Origin of the sequence: Synechococcus sp. Minos11 (assembly GCF_014279855.1) — a bacterium.
In the GTDB taxonomy this organism is placed as follows: Bacteria; Cyanobacteriota; Cyanobacteriia; order PCC-6307; family Cyanobiaceae; genus RCC307.
On sequence record NZ_CP047953.1, the window covers coordinates 1,911,423 to 1,932,360 of the forward strand.

Annotated in this window: 17 protein-coding genes and 1 tRNA gene; 12 read left to right on the plus strand and 6 right to left on the minus strand. The window is 61.8% G+C overall.

All coding sequences use genetic code 11. The features are described 5' to 3' along the window. Window positions 1-1,077: a DMT family transporter gene (locus tag SynMINOS11_RS10860; RefSeq protein WP_186548476.1), complete on the minus strand. Its 1,077-nt coding sequence runs from the start codon at window positions 1,075-1,077 to the stop codon at window positions 1-3. Window positions 1,078-1,088: 11 nt separating this feature from the next. Continuing rightward, window positions 1,089-1,162 (minus strand) — tRNA-Pro (locus SynMINOS11_RS10865). A gap of 24 nt (window positions 1,163-1,186) precedes the next feature. Here SynMINOS11_RS10865 and lipA point away from each other — a divergent pair. Next, window positions 1,187-2,056 (plus strand): lipoyl synthase, encoded by an 870-nt coding sequence (lipA, locus tag SynMINOS11_RS10870; RefSeq protein WP_186548478.1) that lies wholly within the window; start codon window positions 1,187-1,189, stop codon window positions 2,054-2,056. 52 nt (window positions 2,057-2,108) lie between these two features. Next, on the plus strand, window positions 2,109-3,773 hold the full coding sequence (gene bicA / locus SynMINOS11_RS10875) for a bicarbonate transporter BicA (RefSeq protein WP_186548480.1): 1,665 nt from the start codon (window positions 2,109-2,111) through the stop codon (window positions 3,771-3,773). Between the two features lie 5 nt (window positions 3,774-3,778). Here the strand turns inward: bicA and gltB are convergent, their stop codons facing one another. Beyond that, a complete protein-coding gene (gene gltB / locus SynMINOS11_RS10880; protein ID WP_186548482.1) occupies window positions 3,779-8,362 on the minus strand; it encodes a glutamate synthase large subunit in 4,584 nt (1,527 codons plus the stop codon). Between the two features lie 122 nt (window positions 8,363-8,484). On the opposite strand from gltB, the gene SynMINOS11_RS10885 reads away from it, so the two are divergent. The 9 genes from SynMINOS11_RS10885 to SynMINOS11_RS10925 all read left to right on the plus strand — a co-directional run bounded on the left by SynMINOS11_RS10885 (window position 8,485) and on the right by SynMINOS11_RS10925 (window position 16,976). Continuing rightward, the gene (locus SynMINOS11_RS10885; RefSeq protein WP_186548484.1) at window positions 8,485-10,176 is read left to right on the plus strand and encodes a phosphodiester glycosidase family protein; all 1,692 of its coding nucleotides are present in this window, start codon (window positions 8,485-8,487) and stop codon (window positions 10,174-10,176) included. Between the two features lie 5 nt (window positions 10,177-10,181). Beyond that, window positions 10,182-10,520: an AIR synthase gene (locus tag SynMINOS11_RS10890; RefSeq protein WP_011936580.1), complete on the plus strand. Its 339-nt coding sequence runs from the start codon at window positions 10,182-10,184 to the stop codon at window positions 10,518-10,520. Window positions 10,521-10,586: 66 nt separating this feature from the next. Continuing rightward, a complete protein-coding gene (gene rpsL, locus SynMINOS11_RS10895) occupies window positions 10,587-10,961 on the plus strand; it encodes a 30S ribosomal protein S12 (RefSeq protein WP_011936581.1) in 375 nt (124 codons plus the stop codon). Window positions 10,962-11,006: 45 nt separating this feature from the next. After that, the gene (gene rpsG, locus SynMINOS11_RS10900; protein ID WP_011936582.1) at window positions 11,007-11,477 is read left to right on the plus strand and encodes a 30S ribosomal protein S7; all 471 of its coding nucleotides are present in this window, start codon (window positions 11,007-11,009) and stop codon (window positions 11,475-11,477) included. A 92-nt stretch (window positions 11,478-11,569) separates the two neighbouring features. Continuing rightward, on the plus strand, window positions 11,570-13,645 hold the full coding sequence (fusA, locus tag SynMINOS11_RS10905; protein WP_186548486.1) for an elongation factor G: 2,076 nt from the start codon (window positions 11,570-11,572) through the stop codon (window positions 13,643-13,645). Window positions 13,646-13,687: 42 nt separating this feature from the next. Beyond that, on the plus strand, window positions 13,688-14,887 hold the full coding sequence (gene tuf, locus SynMINOS11_RS10910) for an elongation factor Tu (RefSeq protein ID WP_186548488.1): 1,200 nt from the start codon (window positions 13,688-13,690) through the stop codon (window positions 14,885-14,887). A 121-nt stretch (window positions 14,888-15,008) separates the two neighbouring features. Further along, complete coding sequence (gene rpsJ, locus SynMINOS11_RS10915) at window positions 15,009-15,329, plus strand: 30S ribosomal protein S10 (protein WP_011936585.1); 321 nt, start codon at window positions 15,009-15,011, stop codon at window positions 15,327-15,329. Window positions 15,330-15,387: 58 nt separating this feature from the next. Next, window positions 15,388-16,035 (plus strand): LON peptidase substrate-binding domain-containing protein, encoded by a 648-nt coding sequence (locus SynMINOS11_RS10920; protein WP_186548490.1) that lies wholly within the window; start codon window positions 15,388-15,390, stop codon window positions 16,033-16,035. Further along, window positions 16,032-16,976, plus strand: a complete 945-nt coding sequence (locus tag SynMINOS11_RS10925) for a methyltransferase domain-containing protein (RefSeq protein ID WP_186548492.1) — start codon at window positions 16,032-16,034, stop codon at window positions 16,974-16,976. The genes SynMINOS11_RS10920 and SynMINOS11_RS10925 overlap by 4 nt, the downstream gene beginning before the upstream one ends. Here the strand turns inward: SynMINOS11_RS10925 and pheA are convergent. Then, window positions 16,951-17,808, minus strand: a complete 858-nt coding sequence (gene pheA / locus SynMINOS11_RS10930) for a prephenate dehydratase (protein WP_186548494.1) — start codon at window positions 17,806-17,808, stop codon at window positions 16,951-16,953. The genes SynMINOS11_RS10925 and pheA overlap by 26 nt on opposite strands. 56 nt (window positions 17,809-17,864) lie before the next feature. Here pheA and SynMINOS11_RS10935 point away from each other — a divergent pair, with 56 nt between their 5' ends. Next, window positions 17,865-18,410, plus strand: a complete 546-nt coding sequence (locus SynMINOS11_RS10935; protein WP_043737372.1) for a DUF1997 domain-containing protein — start codon at window positions 17,865-17,867, stop codon at window positions 18,408-18,410. Here SynMINOS11_RS10935 and SynMINOS11_RS10940 read toward each other — a convergent pair. Continuing rightward, window positions 18,343-18,996, minus strand: coding sequence for a ribonuclease HII (locus tag SynMINOS11_RS10940; protein WP_370586204.1), 654 nt, complete (start codon window positions 18,994-18,996; stop codon window positions 18,343-18,345). The genes SynMINOS11_RS10935 and SynMINOS11_RS10940 overlap by 68 nt on opposite strands. After that, a complete protein-coding gene (locus SynMINOS11_RS10945) occupies window positions 18,948-20,876 on the minus strand; it encodes an Rne/Rng family ribonuclease (protein WP_011936591.1) in 1,929 nt (642 codons plus the stop codon). Before SynMINOS11_RS10945 ends, SynMINOS11_RS10940 begins: the two co-directional genes overlap by 49 nt. Between the last annotated feature and the right edge of the window lie 62 nt (window positions 20,877-20,938).

Genomic DNA, 20,938 nt, shown 5'->3' on the forward strand with positions numbered 1-20,938 from the left:
TCAGTCCTCCGTATGGGGATGGCGGTGATGGGCATCGCTGACGTGGGAATGGCTGTGCTCAATGGGCGCATGCTCATGGGGATGGGCATGCCAAAAGGTCTGAGCTGGGTCGTGGCCTGCCAACTGCTCGGCGCTGTGGCTGTGGTCGTGGTGGGGGTCTGCGCCATCAGGACTGTGCTGATGGCGATGGTCGTGATGCTGGGATCGGTGCCGATGCCAGTGGCTGTGTTCCTCGCCGATCAACAACACAACCCCAAAGGCCATCAGGGCTGCAGCCCCTAGCAACGCGGTGCTCAGGGGACTACGCAGCACCACAACAGCAAAGATCGCTCCAACAAAGGGGGCTGTTGAGAAGACGACCGCTTCCCTGGCCGCCCCAAGGCGGCGCAAAGCCAGAAAGTCCAACCAAATCGAGATGCCATAGCCCAGGGCCCCCACCAGCAGCAGCTGCAAGCTGACGTGCCAAGGAGGGAAGGGTTGCCCGAGCCCCCAGGCCAGCAGCAGCATCGGCAACGAGGCACAGGTGGCCTTAAAGCCAGCCAGTTGCAGCGGATCCCGCAAGCTCAGGCGCTGACTGAGGTTGTTATCGATGCCCCAGGCCAGGGTGGCTGCAGCAATCAGCAGCGCGCCGCTTGTGGACGCCCCACCAAGGGATCCGCGCGACAGCACAACCGCACCAGCCAGCGTCAGTGATGCGGCGAGCACACCGCGCCGGCCCAAATGTTCTTTGCCCACCAGGACCGCGATCAGCAGCGTGAAAACCGCTTCAAGGTTGAGCATCAAGGCCCCGGCGGCGGCGGGCAGGCGCTCCAGCCCCAGCACCAGCAACCAGGGACCAAGCACGCCTCCCAGCAAGGTGAGGCCTGCTAGTGCCGGCAGGTCAACGCGCCATTGGATCGGCGTTTCAGCGCCCGATCCACCGGCTAAAGCGCGCACTACTAAGAGGGCGAGACTGGCTCCGAGATAGAGCAGAGCGGCGACAGCAAGAGCTCCCCCCTGGCCCGCAAGCAGGGTGATCAGAGGGGCGCTACACCCAAACAGAAGAGCAGCCAGCAGTCCGGGGAGGTAGCGGGCCATCAATAATCAAGTCGGGATGACAGGATTCGAACCTGCGGCCCCTTCGTCCCGAACGAAGTGCGCTACCAAGCTGCGCTACATCCCGATGGACCCAGTTTAGGAGACCAACTTGCAAAAGCCTGATTGGCTGCGTGTGAAAGCCCCCCAGCGTGAGCGGATCGGCGCGGTGGCCGATCTGCTGCTGGATCTCAAGCTCAACACGGTCTGCCAAGAGGCGAGCTGCCCCAACATCGGCGAATGCTTTGCCGGCGGCACGGCCACCTTTTTGATCATGGGCCCGGGCTGCACGCGCGCCTGCCCCTATTGCGACATCGACTTCGATAAGAGCGTGCGCGAACTGGATCCCACCGAGCCCGAACGGCTCGGGGAAGCCACCCAGCGTTTGGGCCTTAAGCATGTGGTGATCACCTCGGTGAACCGCGATGACCTGGCCGATGGCGGGGCCAGCCAATTTGTGGCCTGCATTGAGCAGATTCGCCGGCGCTCACCGGGCACCACTATTGAGCTGTTGGTGCCCGACTTCTGCGGCGACTGGGATGCCTTGGCCGCTGTGATGGCAGGGGCACCCGATGTGCTCAACCACAACATCGAAACCGTGCCGCGGCTCTACAAGAAGGCTCGCCCCCAGGCCATCTATGAGCGCTCGCTGGAGTTGCTCCAGCGCGTTCGCCAAGGCTGGCCGCGCTGCTACAGCAAATCCGGCCTGATGGTGGGGCTGGGTGAAACCGATGCCGAAGTCATGGAGGTGCTGGCTGATCTGCGCCGCCATGCCGTCGACATCGTGACCATTGGCCAATACCTCTCACCGGGCCCCAAACATCTGCCAGTGGATCGCTTTGTCAGCCCTGAGCAATTCGAGCAGTTCCGCAGCCAAGGCGAATCGGAGCTGGGCTTTTTGCAGGTGGTGAGCACGCCGCTCACGCGCAGCAGCTACCACGCCGGTGAGGTGCAGCGGCTGATGCAGGAACACCCACGCTGATCAATTTCTTTTGGTCAACCGCTTAGGATTTCGGCCCAGTCCGACGTACTAAATGCCTGCGGCCACGACGGTGTTCAACCGAATCAGCGCCAACAATCTGCGCGGTGACCTGTTTGGCGGCCTGACCGCCGCCGTGATCGCCCTGCCGATGGCCCTGGCTTTCGGTGTAGCCAGCGGAGCTGGCGCCACGGCAGGCCTCTGGGGTGCGGTGCTGGTGGGTCTCTTCGCCGCGCTCTTTGGCGGCACTCCCACGTTGATCTCCGAGCCCACGGGCCCGATGACGGTGGTGATGACAGCAGTCATCGCTGGCCTGACAGCCCGTAACCCCGAGCACGGCCTGGCCATGGCCTTCACGGTGGTGATGCTGGCCGGGGTGTTCCAGATCGGCTTTGGCCTGTTGCGTCTGGGGCGATACGTCACCCAGATGCCTTACACGGTGATCTCCGGCTTCATGAGCGGGATCGGCCTGATCTTGATCATCCTGCAGCTGGGACCCTTCCTGGGTCAGGCCAGCCCCAAGGGAGGCGTGATTGGCACCTTGCAGGCGTTGCCTCAACTGCTGGCCGGAGCACGCCCTTTGGAGGTGTCCCTGGCGCTGATCACCCTGGCCATCCTCTGGTTCACCCCCAAGCAACTCAAAAAAATTGCCCCGCCGCAGTTGATTGCGCTGCTGGTGGGAACCCTGGTGTCGCTGCCACTGATCAGTGGCTTTGGCTCTGAGGACATTCGCCGCATTGGCGAAATTGCCTCCGGCTTTCCGCAGCTGCAGCTGCCGATGTTCAGCGGCGCTGAACTGCAACTGATGGTGGTGGATGCCGCTGTGCTCGGCATGCTCGGCTGCATTGATGCTCTGCTCACCTCAGTGGTGGCCGACAGCCTCACCCGGACAGAGCACAACTCCAACAAAGAACTGATTGGCCAAGGCCTGGGCAACCTCGTCAGTGGCCTGTTCGGTGGCCTGCCCGGCGCTGGCGCCACGATGGGCACGGTGGTGAACATCCAAAGCGGCGGCCGCAGCGCCCTCTCCGGCATCTTCCGCGCGGTGATCCTGATGCTGGTGATCCTGGTGGGAGCTCCACTGGCAGCCGAGATTCCTCAAGCGGTGCTGGCTGGCATTGCCCTGAAGGTGGGTGTCGACATCGTCGACTGGGATTTCATCAAGCGCGCCCACCGCATCTCCCTCAATGGGGCGCTGATCATGTATTTGGTGATCGCCCTCACCGTTCTGGTGGATCTGATCACCGCGGTGTTTGTAGGCGTTTTCATCGCCAACATCCTCACGATCGACAAGATGAGCGAGCTGCAAAGCGAGGCGATCCAGTCGGTGAGCACAGGCGATGGCGACCTGGAGATCAGCGACGACGAGCGCGAGCTACTGAATCAGGGCCACGGCAAGGTTCTGCTGTTCCAGCTCAATGGCGCCATGATTTTCGGCGTTGCCAAGGCGATTAACCGCGAGCACAACGCCATCAGCGACTGCAGGGCCGTGGTGTTTGACCTCTCCAAGGTGTCGCACCTGGGTGTGACCGCAGCGCTCGCCGTGGAAAACGCGGTGGAAGAAGCGATTGAAGTAGGCCGGCAGGTGTTTGTCGTTGGTGCCAGCGGCACCACACGCCGGCGCTTGGAAAAGCTCGGTCTCTTCAGCAAGCTGCCAGCAGAGCGCACTGAAATCGACCGGCGCGAGGCGCTGCGGACCGCCGTAGCGGGGATTGCCTGAGTCGATCAGGCAGCCACCGCCTCCTTCTCAGCCAGGCCAACGTTGCCGCGCTCGCTGGGGGGAACCAGCAGCTTGAAGCGGTCTTTCCAGCTGTTCCAATCGGCAAGGATTGCCGAGGCTTTGGTACTGCCGGTTTCGGCGACATAGGCCTCAAGCAGTGGTTTGAGCAACGCCTCCTGCTCCGGAGTCGTTAGCGGACAGATTGCCACGATCTCTGGGTTCACCCGAGCGGTGAGGCGATCGTCTTCATCGAGCAAGAAGGCCACACCACCAGTCATGCCAGCAGCCACGTTGCGGCCGGTGCTGCCCAGCACCACCACAACGCCACCAGTCATGTATTCACAGCAGTGATCACCAGCACCTTCAACAACTGTGCGTGCACCGCTATTGCGGACGCCAAAGCGTTCACCGGCGCGGCCGTAGGCAAAGAGCTCACCGCCGGTTGCGCCATAGAGGCAAGTGTTGCCGAGGATCACCTGACTACCAGGGTCATTGCCACTGCTGGGGGGCACCACAGTGAGACGTCCACCGCAAAGACCTTTGCCGACGTAGTCGTTGGCCTCGCCGACCAGGCGCACATTCATGCCCTGCACGTTGAAGGCACCGAAGCTCTGACCTGCAAACCCCTCGAAGGTGAGGTTGAGCTGACCCTTGAACCCGGTGTTGCCATGACGTGCAGCGATCTCGCCGGCCAGGCGAGCGCAGACGCTGCGATCGGTGTTGATGATCGGCACGGTGCGAGCCAACTGACCATGGCCCTCGATGGCCGCCATTAGTTCGGCATCGGCGAGTAGCTGATCTTCAAGGATCGGCCCATTGCTATGGGCCTCACTGGCGTGCTGCAACCAGGAGCGGTCTTCAGCGCCAGCAATCGGAGCCAACAGGCAGGACAAATCCAGGGCCCGGGTCTTGGCCAACTGCACCTGACGAGCCTTCAGGAGCTCCGTGCGGCCGATCAACTCCTGCAGGCTGGCGACACCCAGCACGCTGAGCAGCTGGCGCACCTCTTCAGCGACAAACAGGAAGAAGTTGACCACCTGTTCTGGCAGACCGGGGAAACGCTTGCGCAGGTTTTCCTTCTGCGTTGCCACGCCGACCGGGCAGTTATTGGTGTGACAAACGCGGGCCATGATGCAGCCCTCAGCGATCATCGCAACCGAGCCGAAGCCGTACTCCTCTGCGCCCAGCAAAGCGGCAATCACCACATCCCAACCGGTCTTGAGGCCGCCATCGGCGCGCAGCAGCACGCGATTGCGCAAACCGTTTTCCAGCAGTGAGCGGTGCACCTCGGTCAGACCCATTTCCCAGGGACCACCGGCGTGCTTGATCGAGCTCAATGGAGAAGCGCCCGTGCCGCCGTCATGGCCGGAGATCTGGATCACATCGGCATTGGCCTTGGCAACACCAGCGGCGATGGTGCCGATGCCGATCTCAGCCACCAACTTGACGCTGACGCGAGCCGCTGGGTGCACCTGGTGCAGGTCGTGAATCAGCTGCGCCAGATCCTCAATCGAATAGATGTCGTGGTGCGGCGGCGGCGAGATCAGAGCCACACCCGGCTTGCTGTTGCGCAGCCAAGCGATATATGGGTCCACCTTGGGGCCGGGCAACTGACCGCCTTCACCTGGCTTGGCGCCCTGAGCCACTTTGATCTCAAGCTGCTTGCCGCTGCGCAGGTATTCCGGGGTCACACCGAAACGACCTGAAGCGATCTGCTTGATCGCAGAGCAGGCGGTGTCGCCATTGCGCAGGCCGCCAATGCTGGGGAGCACCTTGGAGCGGCCCTCACCATCCACATCGTTGAGCATGTTGAAGCGGGCGGGATCTTCCCCGCCTTCACCGCTGTTGCTCTTGCCGCCGATGCGGTTCATGGCAACGGCCAACACTTCATGGGCTTCGCGGGAGAGCGCTCCAAGGCTCATGCCACCGGTGCAGAAGCGGGCGCAGATGCTTTCAACGCTCTCGACTTGATCCATCGGCAACGGCGTTGGGGCCGGCTTCAGCTCGAGCAGGTCGCGCAGGGTGGTGACGGGCCGGTTTTCCAGCAGCGTCTTGTAGGTGGAGAAGTGGTCGTAACCGGGTCCGGCCTTCACTGCGGCGTGAAGAGCCTTGGCCATCTCAGGGCTGTTGAGGTGGTATTCGCCACCGGTGCGGTACTGCACAAAGCCCATGAACTCGAGCTTGGTGCGGTTGAGTTCGGGGAACGCCTTGGCGTGCAGGCTGAGGGTTTCACTGGCCAGATCGGTGATCGAGAGTCCAGCCACCCGGCTGGTGGTGCCAGCGAAGGCCAAATCGATCAGATCGGCGCCAATGCCAATGGCCTCAAAGATCTGAGCGCCGTGATAGCTGGCCAGCAAGGAAATGCCAATCTTGGAGAGGATCTTGCGCAGCCCGTTTTCCAGCGCCACGCGCACGTTGGCCTGAACCTGATCCACGGTGAGGGCAGGCAGCTTGCCCAGCTCGATGGCCTTGCGCACCTTGGGTTGGTCGAGCCAATGGCGGCTGGTTTCCCAGGTGAGCCAGGGGCAAACGGCACTGGCGCCAAAACCAATCAGACAGGCCAGGTGGTGGGTGCTCCAGCACTGAGCCGTGTCCACAACGATGGAGGTTTGCAAGCGCAACCCCAGCCGCAGCAGGTGGTGGTGCACAGCCCCCACAGCGAGCAGGGCGGGGATGGTGGTGTGGCTCGCAGTGACCCCGCGATCGGAGAGCACCAGGATCGTTTTGCCCTCGCGCACGGCGGCTTCAGCCGCGCTCTGCAAGCGCGTCACCGCCTGCTGCAAGCCAGCGGGGCCATCGGCCACACCAACCAAGGTGGAGAGGGTGGTTGCTGGCAAGCCTTGGGAGGTGGCAGCTGCGAGTTCCGCTTCGTTGAGAATCGGGCTGGGCAGATGCAACATCCCAGCCGCGCTGGCCTCCGGTTTCAGAGAAGAACCCCGGCGGCCCAGATGCATCTCCAGGCTCATCACCAGTTTTTCCCGCAGCGGATCGATCGGCGGGTTGGTGACTTGGGCGAAGCGTTGCTTGAAGTAGTCGTAGAGGAGGTGAGGCTTGTCGGAGAGCACAGCCAAGGGGATGTCATCGCCCATGCAGTAGGTGGGCTCTTTGCCCGCTGAGGCCATGTCCTCAATGACCAGCTCAAAGTCTTCAGCGGTGAAGCCAAAGGCGGTCTGCTGCTGCAGCAACTCCAGATCGCCCAGCTGCTTGCTGGTGGTCCAGGGCTGGGGTTCAAGGTTGCGGCGGTGATCGTTCAGCCACTGGGCATAGGGATAGCGGCTCGCCACCTCACGCTTGACATCCCAGTTGCGCAGCAAGCGGCCGTTTTCCAAATCAACCGCCAGCATCTGGCCGGGGCCAAGCCGGCCCTTTTCGATGATGCGGCTTTCATCGAGCTCCACCACACCGGTCTCTGAGCCCATCACCACAAAGCCATCGTTGGTGAGGCAGTAGCGAGCCGGACGCAAGCCATTGCGATCCAAGGTGGCGCCCACGCTGCGGCCATCGGCGAACACCAACAGCGCCGGGCCATCCCAGGGCTCCTGGGTGCAAGCGGCGTACTCATAGAAGGCCTGAACTTCTGGCTTGTCCTCCAGCTCGGGCTGATTGCGGAAGGCCTCGGGAACCAAGGTCAGCAAGCTTTCGGTGATCGGGCGACCGCTGCGCACCAGCAGCTCAAGGGTTGCGTCGAGGTTGGCGGAATCACTGAAGGCTGGATTGACCACGGGCTTGAGGTCAGCGGCATCGGCGCCCCAAACCGCATCGAGGTTGCTCTCCGCCGCTTTGGCCCAGTTGAGGTTGCCCAACAACGTGTTGATTTCACCGTTGTGCCCCAGCAGACGCATGGGCTGAGCCAGGGGCCAGCGGGGCAGGGTGTTGGTGCTGAAGCGGCGGTGATACACCGCAAAACTGACAGCGAAACGCTCATCGCTCAGATCGCCGTAGAAGGGCGCCAGCACCTCGGAGCGCACCATTCCCTTGTAAACAACGGTGCGACTGCTCAACGAGCAGAAGTACAAGTCGCTGGCCTTGGCACCAAAGCTGACGCGGGCCCGGTCGCCACAACGCCGGCGCAGGCGGAACAGCAACGCTTCGAGCTCATCGCCGTCGACATCAGCCCCCAGCAGCCACTGCTCAATCTGAGGGGCATTGCTGCGCGCCAGTGGGCCGAGCACCTCGTGATTGGCGGGCACAACCCGCCAGCCGAGCGGACGCAGCCCGAGCTTGGTGGCCGACTCATCGCAAAACGCCCGGGCTTGGGCCGCACGCTCAGGCTCCCTGGGCAAAAACACCATGCCCAAACCTCGGGCTTGGCCAGCTGAGTCGGCAGCCTGCGGCCAAACGGCCTCTAAATAGGTCCAAGGGATACCGCTGAGAACTCCAGCGCCATCACCGGAATCACCATCACCACCGCAGCCTCCGCGGTGTTCCATGCAACCGAGGCCGCGCAGGGCCTGCTGCATCAGCCAATGGGACTCCTGCCCCTGAAGCTGAGCCAGGAAACCAACTCCACAGGCATCCTTTTCCCCAGCAACAGCCGCCGGAGCCGGGCTGTCGAGATGGGGCCAAGAAGCAGAGAGCTGGGTAGACATGTACGGAAATTCACGGCTTGGTTTGCTGGCTCAGGCCCAACGGCACGAAAAAGCACACCGAAGAAAGATCCTAAAAGTTCGAGCCCTGGCTAAGTTGCTTCGAACATGCCGGGTCGTTTGAGGTGCTGCCAGTCAGTCCGCCCCCACCACCCAGCCCACCTGCCCTGCTGCAACTGGTTGAAAACCCAGTCAGCGAGGGCGATCGACTCTTAATCAATGGCCAGCCACTGCCGGTGCGCTGGCGCTTTGAACCCGGCACTCCAGGCCGGTTGTGGCTGCCGCTCGACCTACTCGAAGCCGAGCTCGGCGTGGAAGCCAAGCGGATTGCCGGCGGCACCCTCGAACTGAGCTGGTTTGGTCAAGAGCAAACCGTCAGCCCTGACGAGCAGATCAGCCTCGACGACGAGGTGGCCATTGAGGTGGCTGCCCTGTTGCGCGGTGGCGGCATACGCCTGCAGCTAGAGCCAGGCAGCGACGGCAACGAACAGCTGGCTCTGCAATTGCCGGCTCCGCGTTTTCTGCAGCTGCGGGAATCGATCCGTGATGGCAGCCAGCGTCTGGTCCTCGATCTCAGTGGGCCAACCCTGCTGCCTCGAAGCGATGGGCAACTCCAACTGCCGCTGAGCAACCCCAGTGCGGCTGCCCGCGCTCTACGGGAGCGCGGCCTGGAGGCTGGCATTGATGGCAGGCGGGTGCTGTTGCCGATTGAAGGCTGGAGCCAATTCAGCCTCGGAAAGCCCGCCAGGCTGGTGCTCGATGAGCGCAGCAACGGGCTGGCACCCATGGCCAAACGGCCGCAACCGTTCCTGCCGGCTGGTAGTGGCGGCTTGCAGATGGAGCAGCGGCGTTTGGGAATCCGCCGCCAAAACTATTTAGTGAGCTTTGTGCGGTTTGATCCCACCGCCGAAACCTTCAATTTGGTGCCCCTGAGTCGTCAAAACATGGTCGGACTGGGGTCACTGCTGGGACTCGCCCGCTCCCAAGGCGCCGTGGCAGCGATCAACGGCGGATTTTTTAACCGCATCCAGGCCCTGCCCCTTGGCGGCTTGCGCGATGACGGCGACTGGCTCTCGGGCCCCATCCTTGATCGCGGCGCCATCGCTTGGGCACCGCAGGAACTACCCCGCTTCAGCCGGGTTCGGCTCAACGAAACCTTGATAAGCGATGCCGGCAAGCGCATTGAGCTCAACGCCATCAATAGCGGCTGGGTCAGCAAGGGCGTGGCCCAATACAACAGTCTTTGGGGGCCCCGCTACAAAGCGATTACGGGGAGAGAAGAGGCGGTGTTGGTGCAGGGCCAACAAGTGGCGCGCCGCTTTAACCACGCAGAACTCAGCCGCGGAGTTGGTTTGCGGCGCGGCGAAACCCTCGTCGTGGCAAGGGGCGAAGCCCCCTTGCCGCTCCAGGCAGGCGATGGCGTCAGCCTGGAGCGGTCGATGGTGCCCAAAGCCTTTGCTGAGCTACCCAACTTGATCCAAGGGGGGCCCTTGCTGCTCAACCAAGGGAAGGTGGTTCTCAATGGCAAAGCCGAACGATTCAGTTCTGCTTTTATGCGCCAAAAAGCACCACGCAGCGTGGTGGGCAGTGATGGCGAGCTGATTTGGCTGCTCGCCGTGGAAGGCCAAGGCAATGCCGGCCCCACCCTGCGTGAAACCGCTGAACTGATGCAAAAGCTTGGCCTCAAGCAAGCGCTCAACCTCGATGGCGGCAGCTCAACACGCCTGATGGTCAGAAATAGAGGGCAATCCAGTGGACGCGGCTTTGGCGCTGCCATTCACAATGGTTTGGGCATCGTGCTCAGCCCCAATCGCTAAGTCCCATGGAGCCCAAGGCCGGCTTTTTGATCACTCCCCGCGCTGCAGCTGAGCTCTGCCGCCTTTCGCTGCGGGCTGGCCAGCCTGGTTTGGCCTATCTCAACTTGGTGGAAGGCAGCTGTGAAACCTGGGCGCTGCAATTACGCGGTGGCACGGGCTCTGGTGTGGCGCTGGCGCGAGCCGATGGCATCACTCTCTATGGACGGCGCGAGCAGCTGGCGCTGCTGAAAGACATGCAGCTCGACTACCAGGGGGATCTCAGCGGCGGCGGGTTCCTGCTGCGAGGCGGCGATGAGATCCGCAGTTGCGCCTGCGGCAGTGCGTTCAGCCGTTTGGAGAGCTGACGAGTGCTCAGGTACTCTGGTCGATTGTCGAATCCGGTTGGCCCAGCGGCCCGCCCCCGGTCTTAGATGCCCACCATCCAGCAACTGATCCGTACCGAGCGGCAGACCCTCTCCCGCAAGACCAAGTCGCCTGCTCTGCGGTCCTGCCCGGAGCGCCGAGGGGTCTGCACTCGCGTGTACACCTCCACCCCCAAAAAGCCGAACTCGGCTCTGCGGAAAGTGGCTCGTGTGCGCCTCACCTCTGGCTTCGAGGTCACCGCCTACATCCCAGGCATTGGCCACAACCTGCAGGAGCACTCCGTGGTGCTGATCCGCGGTGGTCGCGTTAAGGACCTGCCCGGTGTCCGCTACCACATCATTCGCGGCACGCTCGACACAGCTGGCGTGAAAGACCGCCGTCAGAGCCGCTCGAAGTACGGCGCCAAAGCGCCGAAAGAGTGATCTCCACTCCGTTCCATTACTCCCATCCGCTGATCCCCACTCTCCATGTCACGCCGTAACGCCGCCGTAAAGCGTCCGATCCTGCCCGACCCCCAGTTCAACAGTCGTCTGGCATCGATGATGGTGGCCCGGCTGATGAAGCACGGCAAAAAATCCACGGCACAGCGGATCTTGTCTGACGCCTTCGGTCTGATTGGCGAGCGCACCGGCGCTGACCCCCTGGAAGTGTTTGAAACCGCTGTTCGCAATTCCACCCCGCTGGTGGAAGTGCGTGCCCGCCGGGTGGGTGGCGCCACCTATCAGGTGCCCATGGAAGTGCGCCAGGAGCGAGGCACCGCCATGGCCCTGCGCTGGCTGGTGAACTTCTCCCGTTCCCGCGGCGGCCGCAGCATGGCCCAGAAACTGGCTGGCGAACTGATGGATGCTGCCAACGAGGCAGGCAGCGCTGTTCGTAAGCGCGAAGAAACCCACAAGATGGCTGAAGCCAACAAGGCTTTCGCCCACTACCGCTACTAATCCAAACCTCCCTTTTGCGGGTCAACGGCTGCCTGAGGTCAGCCTGTAGAGTTGCGCCCGCTTTTTAGCAACATTCCCCTTAGGAGCATCACGTGCCTCGCGACTTCCCCCTCGATCGCGTCAGGAATATCGGCATTGCCGCTCATATCGACGCTGGCAAAACCACGACCACGGAACGCATCCTGTTTTATTCAGGCGTGGTGCACAAGATTGGCGAGGTGCACGATGGCGCCGCCGTGACTGACTGGATGGCCCAGGAGCGCGAGCGCGGCATCACCATTACTGCTGCGGCTATATCCACTGCGTGGAATGACCACCGCATCAACATCATTGATACCCCCGGTCACGTGGACTTCACCATTGAGGTGGAGCGTTCCATGCGTGTGCTCGATGGCGTGATTGCCGTCTTCTGCGCCGTGGGCGGTGTTCAACCTCAGTCGGAAACTGTTTGGCGTCAGGCGGATCGTTACAGCGTTCCCCGCATGGTGTTCGTCAACAAGATGGATCGAACCGGGGCTGACTTCCTCAAGGTCTATGGACAAATCGTTGATCGCCTGAAAGCCAAAGCTGCCCCCATTCAGCTTCCGATTGGTGCTGAAGGTGACCTGAGCGGAATTATCGATTTGGTGGGCAACAAGGCCTACATCTATAAGAACGATCTGGGCACAGATATCGAAGAAGCTGAGATTCCTGCTGACATGGCAGACGAAGCAGCTGAATGGCGAGCAAAGCTCATGGAGAGTGTTGCCGAAAACGACGAAGAACTGATTGAAAAGTTCCTCGAAACCGGTGAACTTACAGAAGCTGAACTCAAAAAAGGCATTCGTGACGGCGTGTTGAAGCACGGCCTTGTTCCAATGCTCTGCGGTTCTGCTTTCAAGAACAAAGGTGTGCAGCTGGTGCTCGACGCTGTGGTCGATTACCTGCCCGCTCCCATCGATGTGCCCCCGATCCAGGGTGTGTTGGCCGATGGCAGCGAAGCCGTTCGTCCTTCCGACGACAACGCACCGTTCAGCGCCTTGGCCTTCAAGGTCATGGCTGACCCCTACGGAAAGCTCACCTTCGTGCGGATGTATTCCGGTGTGCTCTCCAAGGGCAGCTACGTGATGAACTCCACCAAAGACGTCAAAGAGCGCATCTCCCGTCTGGTGGTGCTCAAGGCTGATGACCGTGAAGAGGTGGACCAACTACGTGCTGGTGACCTGGGCGCTGTGTTGGGCCTGAAGAACACCACCACCGGCGACACCCTCTGCGATCCCGACAACAGCATCGTTCTAGAGACCCTGTTCATCCCCGAACCGGTGATCTCCGTGGCGGTGGAGCCCAAGACCAAGGGCGACATGGAGAAGCTCTCCAAAGCGCTGACGTCCCTATCCGAGGAAGACCCCACCTTCCGCGTCTCCACAGATGAGGAAACCGGCCAGACCGTGATCGCCGGCATGGGCGAGCTTCACCTGGAAATCCTGGTGGACCGCATGCTGCGGGAGTTCAAGGTGGAAGCCAACATCGGCGCCCCGCAGGTGTCGTATCGGGAAACCATCCGCTCCTCCTCAAAAGGGGAAGGCAAGTTCGCTCGCCAAACCGGTGGTAAGGGCCAATACGGCCACGTGGTGATCGAAATGGAGCCTGGTGAGCCAGGCACCGGCTTCGAATTCATCAACAAAATCGTTGGTGGCGCCGTTCCCAAGGAATTCATCAAGCCCGCTGAAATGGGCATGAAGGAGACCTGCGAATCCGGCGTGATTGCCGGTTTCCCGTTGATCGACGTGAAATGCACGATGGTCGACGGTTCTTATCACGACGTCGACTCTTCGGAGATGGCGTTCAAGATCGCCGGCTCCATGGCCTTCAAAGACGGCGTCAAGAAGTGCAATCCCGTACTGCTTGAGCCGATGATGAAGGTGGAAGTCGAGGTGCCCGAGGATTTCCTCGGTTCCATCATCGGCGATCTCTCCTCCCGGAGAGGCCAAGTCGAGGGTCAGTCCATCGACGATGGCATCTCAAAGGTCTCTGCAAAAGTGCCTCTGGCCGAGATGTTCGGCTACGCCACGCAGCTCCGCTCCATGACCCAGGGGAGGGGTATATTTTCAATGGAATTCAGCCGTTACGAGGAGGTTCCTCGCAACGTGGCCGAAGCCATTATTTCCAAGAATCAGGGAAATTCCTGATCCTTCCCCCCTCTTCATTTACCCCCCGATTCTTCCTTAACAATGGCCCGCGAGAAGTTTGAGAGGAACAAACCTCACGTCAACATCGGCACCATCGGCCACGTTGACCACGGCAAAACAACCCTGACCGCCGCGATCACCAACGTTCTGGCCAAGAAGGGTCAGGCACAAGTTCAGAACTATGCCGATATCGACGGCGCTCCAGAGGAGCGTGAGCGCGGCATCACCATCAACACCGCTCACGTTGAGTACGAGACCGACACTCGTCACTACGCCCACGTGGACTGCCCCGGCCACGCGGACTACGTAAAAAACATGATCACCGGTGCTGCCCAGATGGACGGCGCCATCCTGGTTTGCGCCGCCACTGACGGCCCCATGGCCCAAACCAAGGAACACATCCTGCTGGCCAAGCAGGTGGGCGTGCCCGCCCTGGTGGTGGCCCTCAACAAGTGCGACATGGTCGACGACGAAGAGCTCATCGAGCTGGTGGAAATGGAAATCCGCGAGCTGCTCTCGAGCTACGACTTCCCCGGTGATGACATCCCTGTTGTCCAAGTCTCTGGCCTCAAGGCCATCGAAGGCGAAGCCGAGTGGGAAGCCAAGATCGATGAGCTGATGGCGGCGGTTGACGCCAACATCCCCGAGCCCGAGCGCGAGGTTGACAAGCCCTTCCTGATGGCTGTGGAGGACGTGTTCTCCATCACCGGCCGCGGCACCGTGGCCACCGGCCGTATTGAGCGCGGCATGGTCAAAGTCGGCGAAGAAATCGAGATCGTCGGCATCAGGGACACCCGCAAGTCCACCGTCACCGGCGTGGAAATGTTCCGCAAGCTGCTCGATGAGGGCATGGCTGGCGACAACGTTGGTCTGCTGCTGCGCGGCATCCAGAAGGAAGACATCGAGCGGGGCATGGTGCTGGTGAAGCCCGGCTCCATCACTCCTCACACCAAGTTCGAGGGTGAGGTGTATGTGCTCAAGAAGGAAGAAGGCGGCCGCCACACCCCCTTCTTCGCTGGTTATCGCCCGCAGTTCTACATCCGTACAACTGATGTGACCGGCCAAATCACCGCTTTCACCGACCGCGACGGCGGCAACGTGGAAATGGTGATGCCTGGTGACAACATCAAGATGACCGGTGAGCTGATCTGCCCCGTCGCCATCGAGCAAGGCATGCGCTTCGCTATCCGCGAAGGCGGCCGCACCATCGGTGCCGGCGTTGTGACCAAGATCATCGAGTGATCAAACTGGGTTGGGTCCTCAGCCTCTCCAGGCTGGGGGCTCAACCCCTGTTTCATTGCCGCCACCAGAGCGGCTGCACCTCGACAACCCATCCCCCTCAGCGTTTCGACGCTCCTGAACCATGTCCACGGCTATTGCTCAGCAGAAGATCCGCATTCGCCTGAAGGCGTTTGACCGCCGCATGCTGGATCTGTCCTGCGACAAAATCATTGAAACGGCCGACCACACCGCTGCAACTGCAATCGGCCCCATCCCTCTGCCCACCAAGCGCAAGATCTATTGCGTGCTGCGCTCGCCCCACGTCGACAAGGATTCCCGTGAGCACTTCGAAACCCGCACCCACCGTCGCTTGATCGACATCTTCAACCCCTCGTCGAAAACCATCGACGCCCTGATGAAGCTGGATCTTCCCAGTGGTGTTGATATCGAAGTGAAGCTCTGATTCAGCCGGCCCGATGGCCCTGAATGCTTCTTAGGATGGCTTCCGTTCTCCCCACGCCATGACTGAGCTGGCCGTACGGGAGCTGCCTCTTTTCCCATTGCCAGACGTGGTGCTCTTCCCCCAGGAAGTGCTGCCACTGCATATTTTTGAGCACCGTTACCGCATGATGTTGCGCACGGTGCTTGATAGTGACCGCCGTTTTGGGGTGGTGCGTTGGGATCCCGAATCCAAGCAAATGGCGCAGATCGGATGCTGCGCCGAGGTGCTCAAATGTGAAACCAGTGACGACGACCGCAGCAACATCGTCACCATGGGCCAGCAGCGCTTCCGCGTATTGGAAATCGTGAGAGAGGCCCCGTTCATGGTGGGGTTGGTGAGCTGGATGGAGGACGAACCTCCGGTGGATGACATCCAACCGCTCGCCTCTGATGTGCAAGTGGCTTTAAAGGATGTGGTGGATCTTTCCGCCAAGTTGCTGGGTCACAAGACCGTGCTCCCCGATGACCTCCCCGACCTACCCAGGGAGTTGTCCTTCTGGGTTGGTGGCCATCTCGGTGGTGCTGTCGCCGACCATCAACAGCAGCTGCTGGAACTCACCTCGACTGGCGAGAGGCTGCAGTTGGAATTTGAACTGTTGGACCACACCCGCCGCCAACTCGCTGCCCGCACGGTGCTCAAAGACACCTTCAAGGATCTGGAGGGATGAGCCTGCTTTTCACAGGGCTGGTGCTCCTCACCGGCCTGCTGGGCGTGGGACTAGGGGTTTGGTATGTGCTGCCTCGGCGCTTTCGCGGCAGCGAAAGCGTGGCATCTGCCTACGACAACTGGACCCAAGATCAATTGCTGGAACGCCTCTGGGGAGAGCATATCCACCTCGGCTACTACGGAGATCCTCCGCAAGGGCGCGATTTTCGCGCTGCCAAGCAAGATTTCGTGGATGCCCTGGCCCAATGGGGCGGCCTTGAAGGTTTACCCGCAGGCACAAAAGTGGTGGATGTGGGCTGCGGCATCGGCGGCAGCAGCCGTCGCTTGGCCAGCCGCTATGGCTTTGATGTGCTGGGCGTCAGCATCAGCCCTGGACAAGTGGAGCGGGCCCGGCAGCTCACAGACCCCAATCTGTCCTGCCGCTTTGCGGTGATGGATGCCCTCAAGCTCGATTTACCCGATGCCTGCATGGATGTGGTGTGGACCGTGGAGTGCGCTCCCCACATCGCGGACAAACAGGGCTTTGCCAATGAACTGCTGCGGGTGCTCAAGCCTGGCGGGCAGCTGGTCGCCGCTGATTGGAACCAGCGCGATCACGTTGGGCGGCCCTTTAACCAAGGTGAAAACTGGGTTCTCGAGCAGCTACGGGTGCAATGGGCCCACCCCGCCTTCTCCAGCATCAACTCCTTCCGCCGCAATCTGGAACAAAGCGGCGTCCCCCTTGAGCAGTTGCAAACAGGGGATTGGAGTCGCCAAACCCTGCCCTCCTGGTGGGCCTCCATCGAAGAGGGCATTCGCCGTCCGATGGCGGTGGTCAGCCTTGGACCGGGCGCTGTGCTCAAAGGGCTCAGGGAAGTGCCCACCCTGCTGCTGATGCAATGGGCCTTCAGCTGCGGACTGATGCAGTTCGGCCTCTTTAGAGCGAAACGGTGTCGTCCGTAATCGGATAGGAGCCAAAACTGCTCAGCCGTTCACACAATGGTTGCAGCGCAGCGCACACTTCATCCACAGGCGGACCAGCTGCTTCGAGATCCACAAAGAACACGTACTCGCCCAGCTCGCGTTTGGAGGGGCGTGATTCGATCCGGCTCATGTTCAAACCGCGGGCCGCAAATATCTCCAAGGCCTGCAACAACGCGCCAGGGGCGTTGGCATGCAGTGAAAAGGCCAGGCTGGTGCGGCTGGCTTGGGCTGGCTTGGGCTGCGGGCCGCGCCGCAGCAGCAAAAACCGGGTGCAATTGCCCGGCTGATCGTTGATGGGATAGGCCAATTCAGCGACCCCCTGCTCTTGCCCCGCCTGCCGCGATGCCACGGCAGCACGGAAGCGCGAGCCCCGCACCAAGCGGGCGGCTTCAGCGGTGGAACTGGTGGGGAGCTGCAGGGCTTGGGGCAGGTTCTGCTGTAACCAACTGCTGCACTGCGCCAAAGCTTGGGGATGGGAAAGCACCTCGGTGATCTGCTCGAGGCTGCCGTCAGCCAGCAGGGCATGGCGAATCGGCAGGATCAAGGCATGCTCGATGACCAGAGCACCATGGCCCTGCTGGCCGGATTGCCACAGCAAGTCCGAACAGCTCGTCACACCGCCTTCAACTGAGTTCTCCACCGGAACCACTGCGGCATCGACCTGCTGCTCCAACAGGGCCATCACCACCGCACGAATCGTGGCCTGCGGGCAGCGCTCAGCCTCTGGAGAACCACACAGCGCTGCTAAGCGACGGCAAGCCTGTTCGCCGTAGGTACCCGCCGGCCCTAAAAAGGCCATAGAAGTCAACATCGCGGGACGGGACCAGGACACACCGATAGGATCCCACCGCGTCCAGGTCAGTGGGAATGGTTCTGGCCTTCCGTGCAACGCAAAGCCTGAATCTGGCGGTCCGGCAAGGCGCTGACGACCTGCCGGCTTACTTGCAAGAACAACAGCGTGTGGTGGGCGCATTGCTGAGCCCCGAACAGCTGGAACCGCTGGGAGAAGGGCGCTACCGCTACAGCGTCAGCCCCTTGCAACTCTTTCAGTTGCGCATCATGCCCACCGTGGAAATTCAGGTGGAGCAACAGGCCAGCCGCCTGGAGATGCGCTCTCTGCAATGCAATCTCGATGGGGTGCCCGGGCTTGACGACGATTTCAAGCTCTCGCTGAGTTCCTGGCTAGAGGCCACAGCCAATGGACTGGTGGGCGAGGCCAAATTGGGGGTTCAAGTGACCCAGCCAGCCGTGCTGCGCCTGATTCCAACCCGCCTCCTGGAAAGCACGGGGGAATCGCTGCTCAACGGGATCCTGCTCACCATCAAAGGCCGCGTTGGCCAGCAGCTCATTCAAGATTTCCAGAGCTGGCGCCAGCAGGTGAGCCGCCCTTCAGTTCTGGCGCCAGAAAACTAAGCCGGTGCAAGGGGGTGGGCCCCCACTGCAGCAGCGCCGTGCGGTGCGCTTTGGTGCCATAGCCCTTATGCGAGGCCAGCCCGTAGCCAGGCCAGCGCTGATCGAGTCGCTGCAGGAGCGCATCACGGCCCTCTTTGGCCAGGATGCTGGCGCAGGCAATCGCTAAGCAATGGCTATCGCCGGCCACCACCGTCTCCTGGGAACCAGGCCAAGGCCGCAGGGGCAGCGAGCCATCCACCAGCACGTGATCCGGTGAGGGGCACAGGCGCTGCAGGGCCCGGCACATGGCCAGCTCGGTGGCGGCACGAATCCCCACGGCATCAATGCAAGCCGCCGAGGCCTGTCCCAGCCCATAACTCAGGCAGTGGGAGTGAATCTCAGGCAACAACGCCTGCCGTCGCTTGGCGCTGAGGGCCTTGCTGTCGGTGACACCGAGGGCCGGTAAACGGTCAAAGGCCTCGGCTTTCAAAATCACCGCAGCAGCCCAGACAGGGCCAAACAAGCAGCCCCGCCCCACCTCATCGACGCCAGCAACAATCACCCCGCCGAACGGCGACGGCGGCGGCGGCGGCCCTCTCCCTCTGATTCGGCCTCAGGCTCAGCCGCGGCGGGCTCAGTAGCGGTGGGCTCAGGGTCCGTGGTGACAGCAGCCTCGGCAGGCTCGCTCTGCGGGGTGCTGACGACGAGCGGCGCAATCTCCACCAACGCCGGCTCAGAAGCGGTGGGTTCAGGATCTAGCAGCGGTGTGATCTCCACGGGGATGGATTCACTCGTCTCTCCGGCAGCGGCCGCTTGGCCATTGCCATTGCCGCGGCCACCACGGCGGCGGCGGCGTCCACCACTCGAGGCCAGCTCTTGCTTAGCGGCTTCCAGCACCGCATCGGCGTCATCGCCAGGACGCACAACTCGGGAGACGACGTTGTCGAGATCGTCTGGGGCGGGATCAGCCAGCAGCGCTGGATTAAGGCCGAGCCAACCGAAGACCAGCTCTTGGCTTGAATCCATCGGCACAGCCACCACCTGGGGGTCTTGGCGGCGCGGTTCAGCGCCTGCCTGAGCGGCCGATCCACTGAGGTCCTGATCGGAATCCACATGATCCACCGGCTCGGTGGCAGCCCGTCCACCCCCGCGGCGGCGGCGGCGGCCACCGCCACCGTCGCCATTGCTGGGGCTGGAGACCTCAGCTCGCGCTGACGCGGCAGAACGCACCAAACCGGGCAAGGACGCCAAAGGCTGCAGGGTGTCTTTCCCAGGCAGGGTCACCACATGACCCAAGCCTCCGCAGCTGGGGCAGGCGCGCCCAAACAGCTCATAGATGTTTTGCCCCTGACGCTTGCGGGTGAGCTCCACCAAGCCCAATTCAGTGATCTGGGCGATCTGTGGCCGGGCCTGGTCATCCCGCATGGCCTGGGTGAAATGCTCCAGCAACATCAGCTGGTCGCGGCGCGACTCCATATCGATGAAGTCGATTATCACCACGCCGCCGATGTTGCGCAGCTTCAGCTGACGGGCAATCTCGGTGGCTGCTTCACAATTGGTCCACAGCACCGTCTCGCGGGCATTAGCCGAGCGAGTGAAGGAACCGGAGTTCACATCCACCACCGTGAGGGCCTCGGTGGGTTCGATGATCACGTAGCCGCCGGAGGGCAGATCCACCCGAGGCTTGAGGGCATCGCGGATGGCCGCGTTGACCTTGTAGTGCTCAAGGATTTCGCTGGCATCCTCGTGGTGCTCAACGATCAAGTTGGCTTGATCGGGGCCCAGGAAGCGATTGACGCGCGCCACCGCGTCCTCGGAATCCACCACAACCCGCAGCACATCAGTGCTGTAGAGGTCACGCAGGACCCGATGGATGAAGTCTTCGTCGCGGTTCAGCAGAACCGGCGGATGGGCTGTTTCAGCCGCCTGTTGGATGGCTTCCCACTGGCGCAGCAGGGATTCGAGATCATCAATGATCTGCTCTTCGCTGACGCCATCGGCCTCGGTGCGAACCAGTAGGCCCGTGCCTGGGGGCTTGATCAACACGGCCAAAGCACGCAGCCGGTTGCGCTCGGTTTCAGCACCGATGCGCCGCGACACATTCACCCCTTGGCCATGGGGTTGCAGCACCAGGAAACGACCTGGCAGCGAAAGGTTGCCGGTGAGCCGCGGGCCCTTGGTGCCCGTGGGCTCCTTCATCACCTGAACCAGCACCTTCTGGCGCGGTTCCAGCAGCTCGGTGATCCCAGCGCCACCTTTCTTCAGGCGCAACGGACCGAGGTCGGTGATGTGAATGAAACCGTTTTTTTCGCTCTCGCCGATGTTGACGAAAGCGGCATCGATGCCTGGGAGGACGTTTTCAACGGTGCCCAGATAGACATCACCGATCTGGTGACGACCTTGCGCAACGATTAATTCATCAACCCGTTCGTCGTTGAGAACTGCGGCAATGCGCAGCTGCTCAGCGATGACGATCTGCTGTGGCATGGGCTGAGGCCACCCCTGACGGGGTCACCGAAGAGGACAGGGAAAGGAACAAAAATGCTGTG

Excerpts from the sequence above, each read along its gene's own strand:
- gltB (WP_186548482.1), bottom strand. The coding sequence starts at position 8,362 with ATGTCTACCCAGCTCTCTGCTTCTTGGCCCCATCTCGACAGCCCGGCT.
- SynMINOS11_RS10920 (WP_186548490.1), top strand. The coding sequence starts at position 15,388 with ATGACTGAGCTGGCCGTACGGGAGCTGCCTCTTTTCCCATTGCCAGAC.
- SynMINOS11_RS10860 (WP_186548476.1), bottom strand. The coding sequence starts at position 1,077 with ATGGCCCGCTACCTCCCCGGACTGCTGGCTGCTCTTCTGTTTGGGTGT.
- rpsJ (WP_011936585.1), top strand. The coding sequence starts at position 15,009 with ATGTCCACGGCTATTGCTCAGCAGAAGATCCGCATTCGCCTGAAGGCG.
- pheA (WP_186548494.1), bottom strand. The coding sequence starts at position 17,808 with ATGTTGACTTCTATGGCCTTTTTAGGGCCGGCGGGTACCTACGGCGAA.
- SynMINOS11_RS10925 (WP_186548492.1), top strand. The coding sequence starts at position 16,032 with ATGAGCCTGCTTTTCACAGGGCTGGTGCTCCTCACCGGCCTGCTGGGC.
- SynMINOS11_RS10890 (WP_011936580.1), top strand. The coding sequence starts at position 10,182 with ATGGAGCCCAAGGCCGGCTTTTTGATCACTCCCCGCGCTGCAGCTGAG.
- rpsG (WP_011936582.1), top strand. The coding sequence starts at position 11,007 with ATGTCACGCCGTAACGCCGCCGTAAAGCGTCCGATCCTGCCCGACCCC.
- SynMINOS11_RS10945 (WP_011936591.1), bottom strand. The coding sequence starts at position 20,876 with ATGCCACAGCAGATCGTCATCGCTGAGCAGCTGCGCATTGCCGCAGTT.
- tuf (WP_186548488.1), top strand. The coding sequence starts at position 13,688 with ATGGCCCGCGAGAAGTTTGAGAGGAACAAACCTCACGTCAACATCGGC.
- rpsL (WP_011936581.1), top strand. The coding sequence starts at position 10,587 with ATGCCCACCATCCAGCAACTGATCCGTACCGAGCGGCAGACCCTCTCC.
- SynMINOS11_RS10935 (WP_043737372.1), top strand. The coding sequence starts at position 17,865 with ATGGTTCTGGCCTTCCGTGCAACGCAAAGCCTGAATCTGGCGGTCCGG.
- bicA (WP_186548480.1), top strand. The coding sequence starts at position 2,109 with ATGCCTGCGGCCACGACGGTGTTCAACCGAATCAGCGCCAACAATCTG.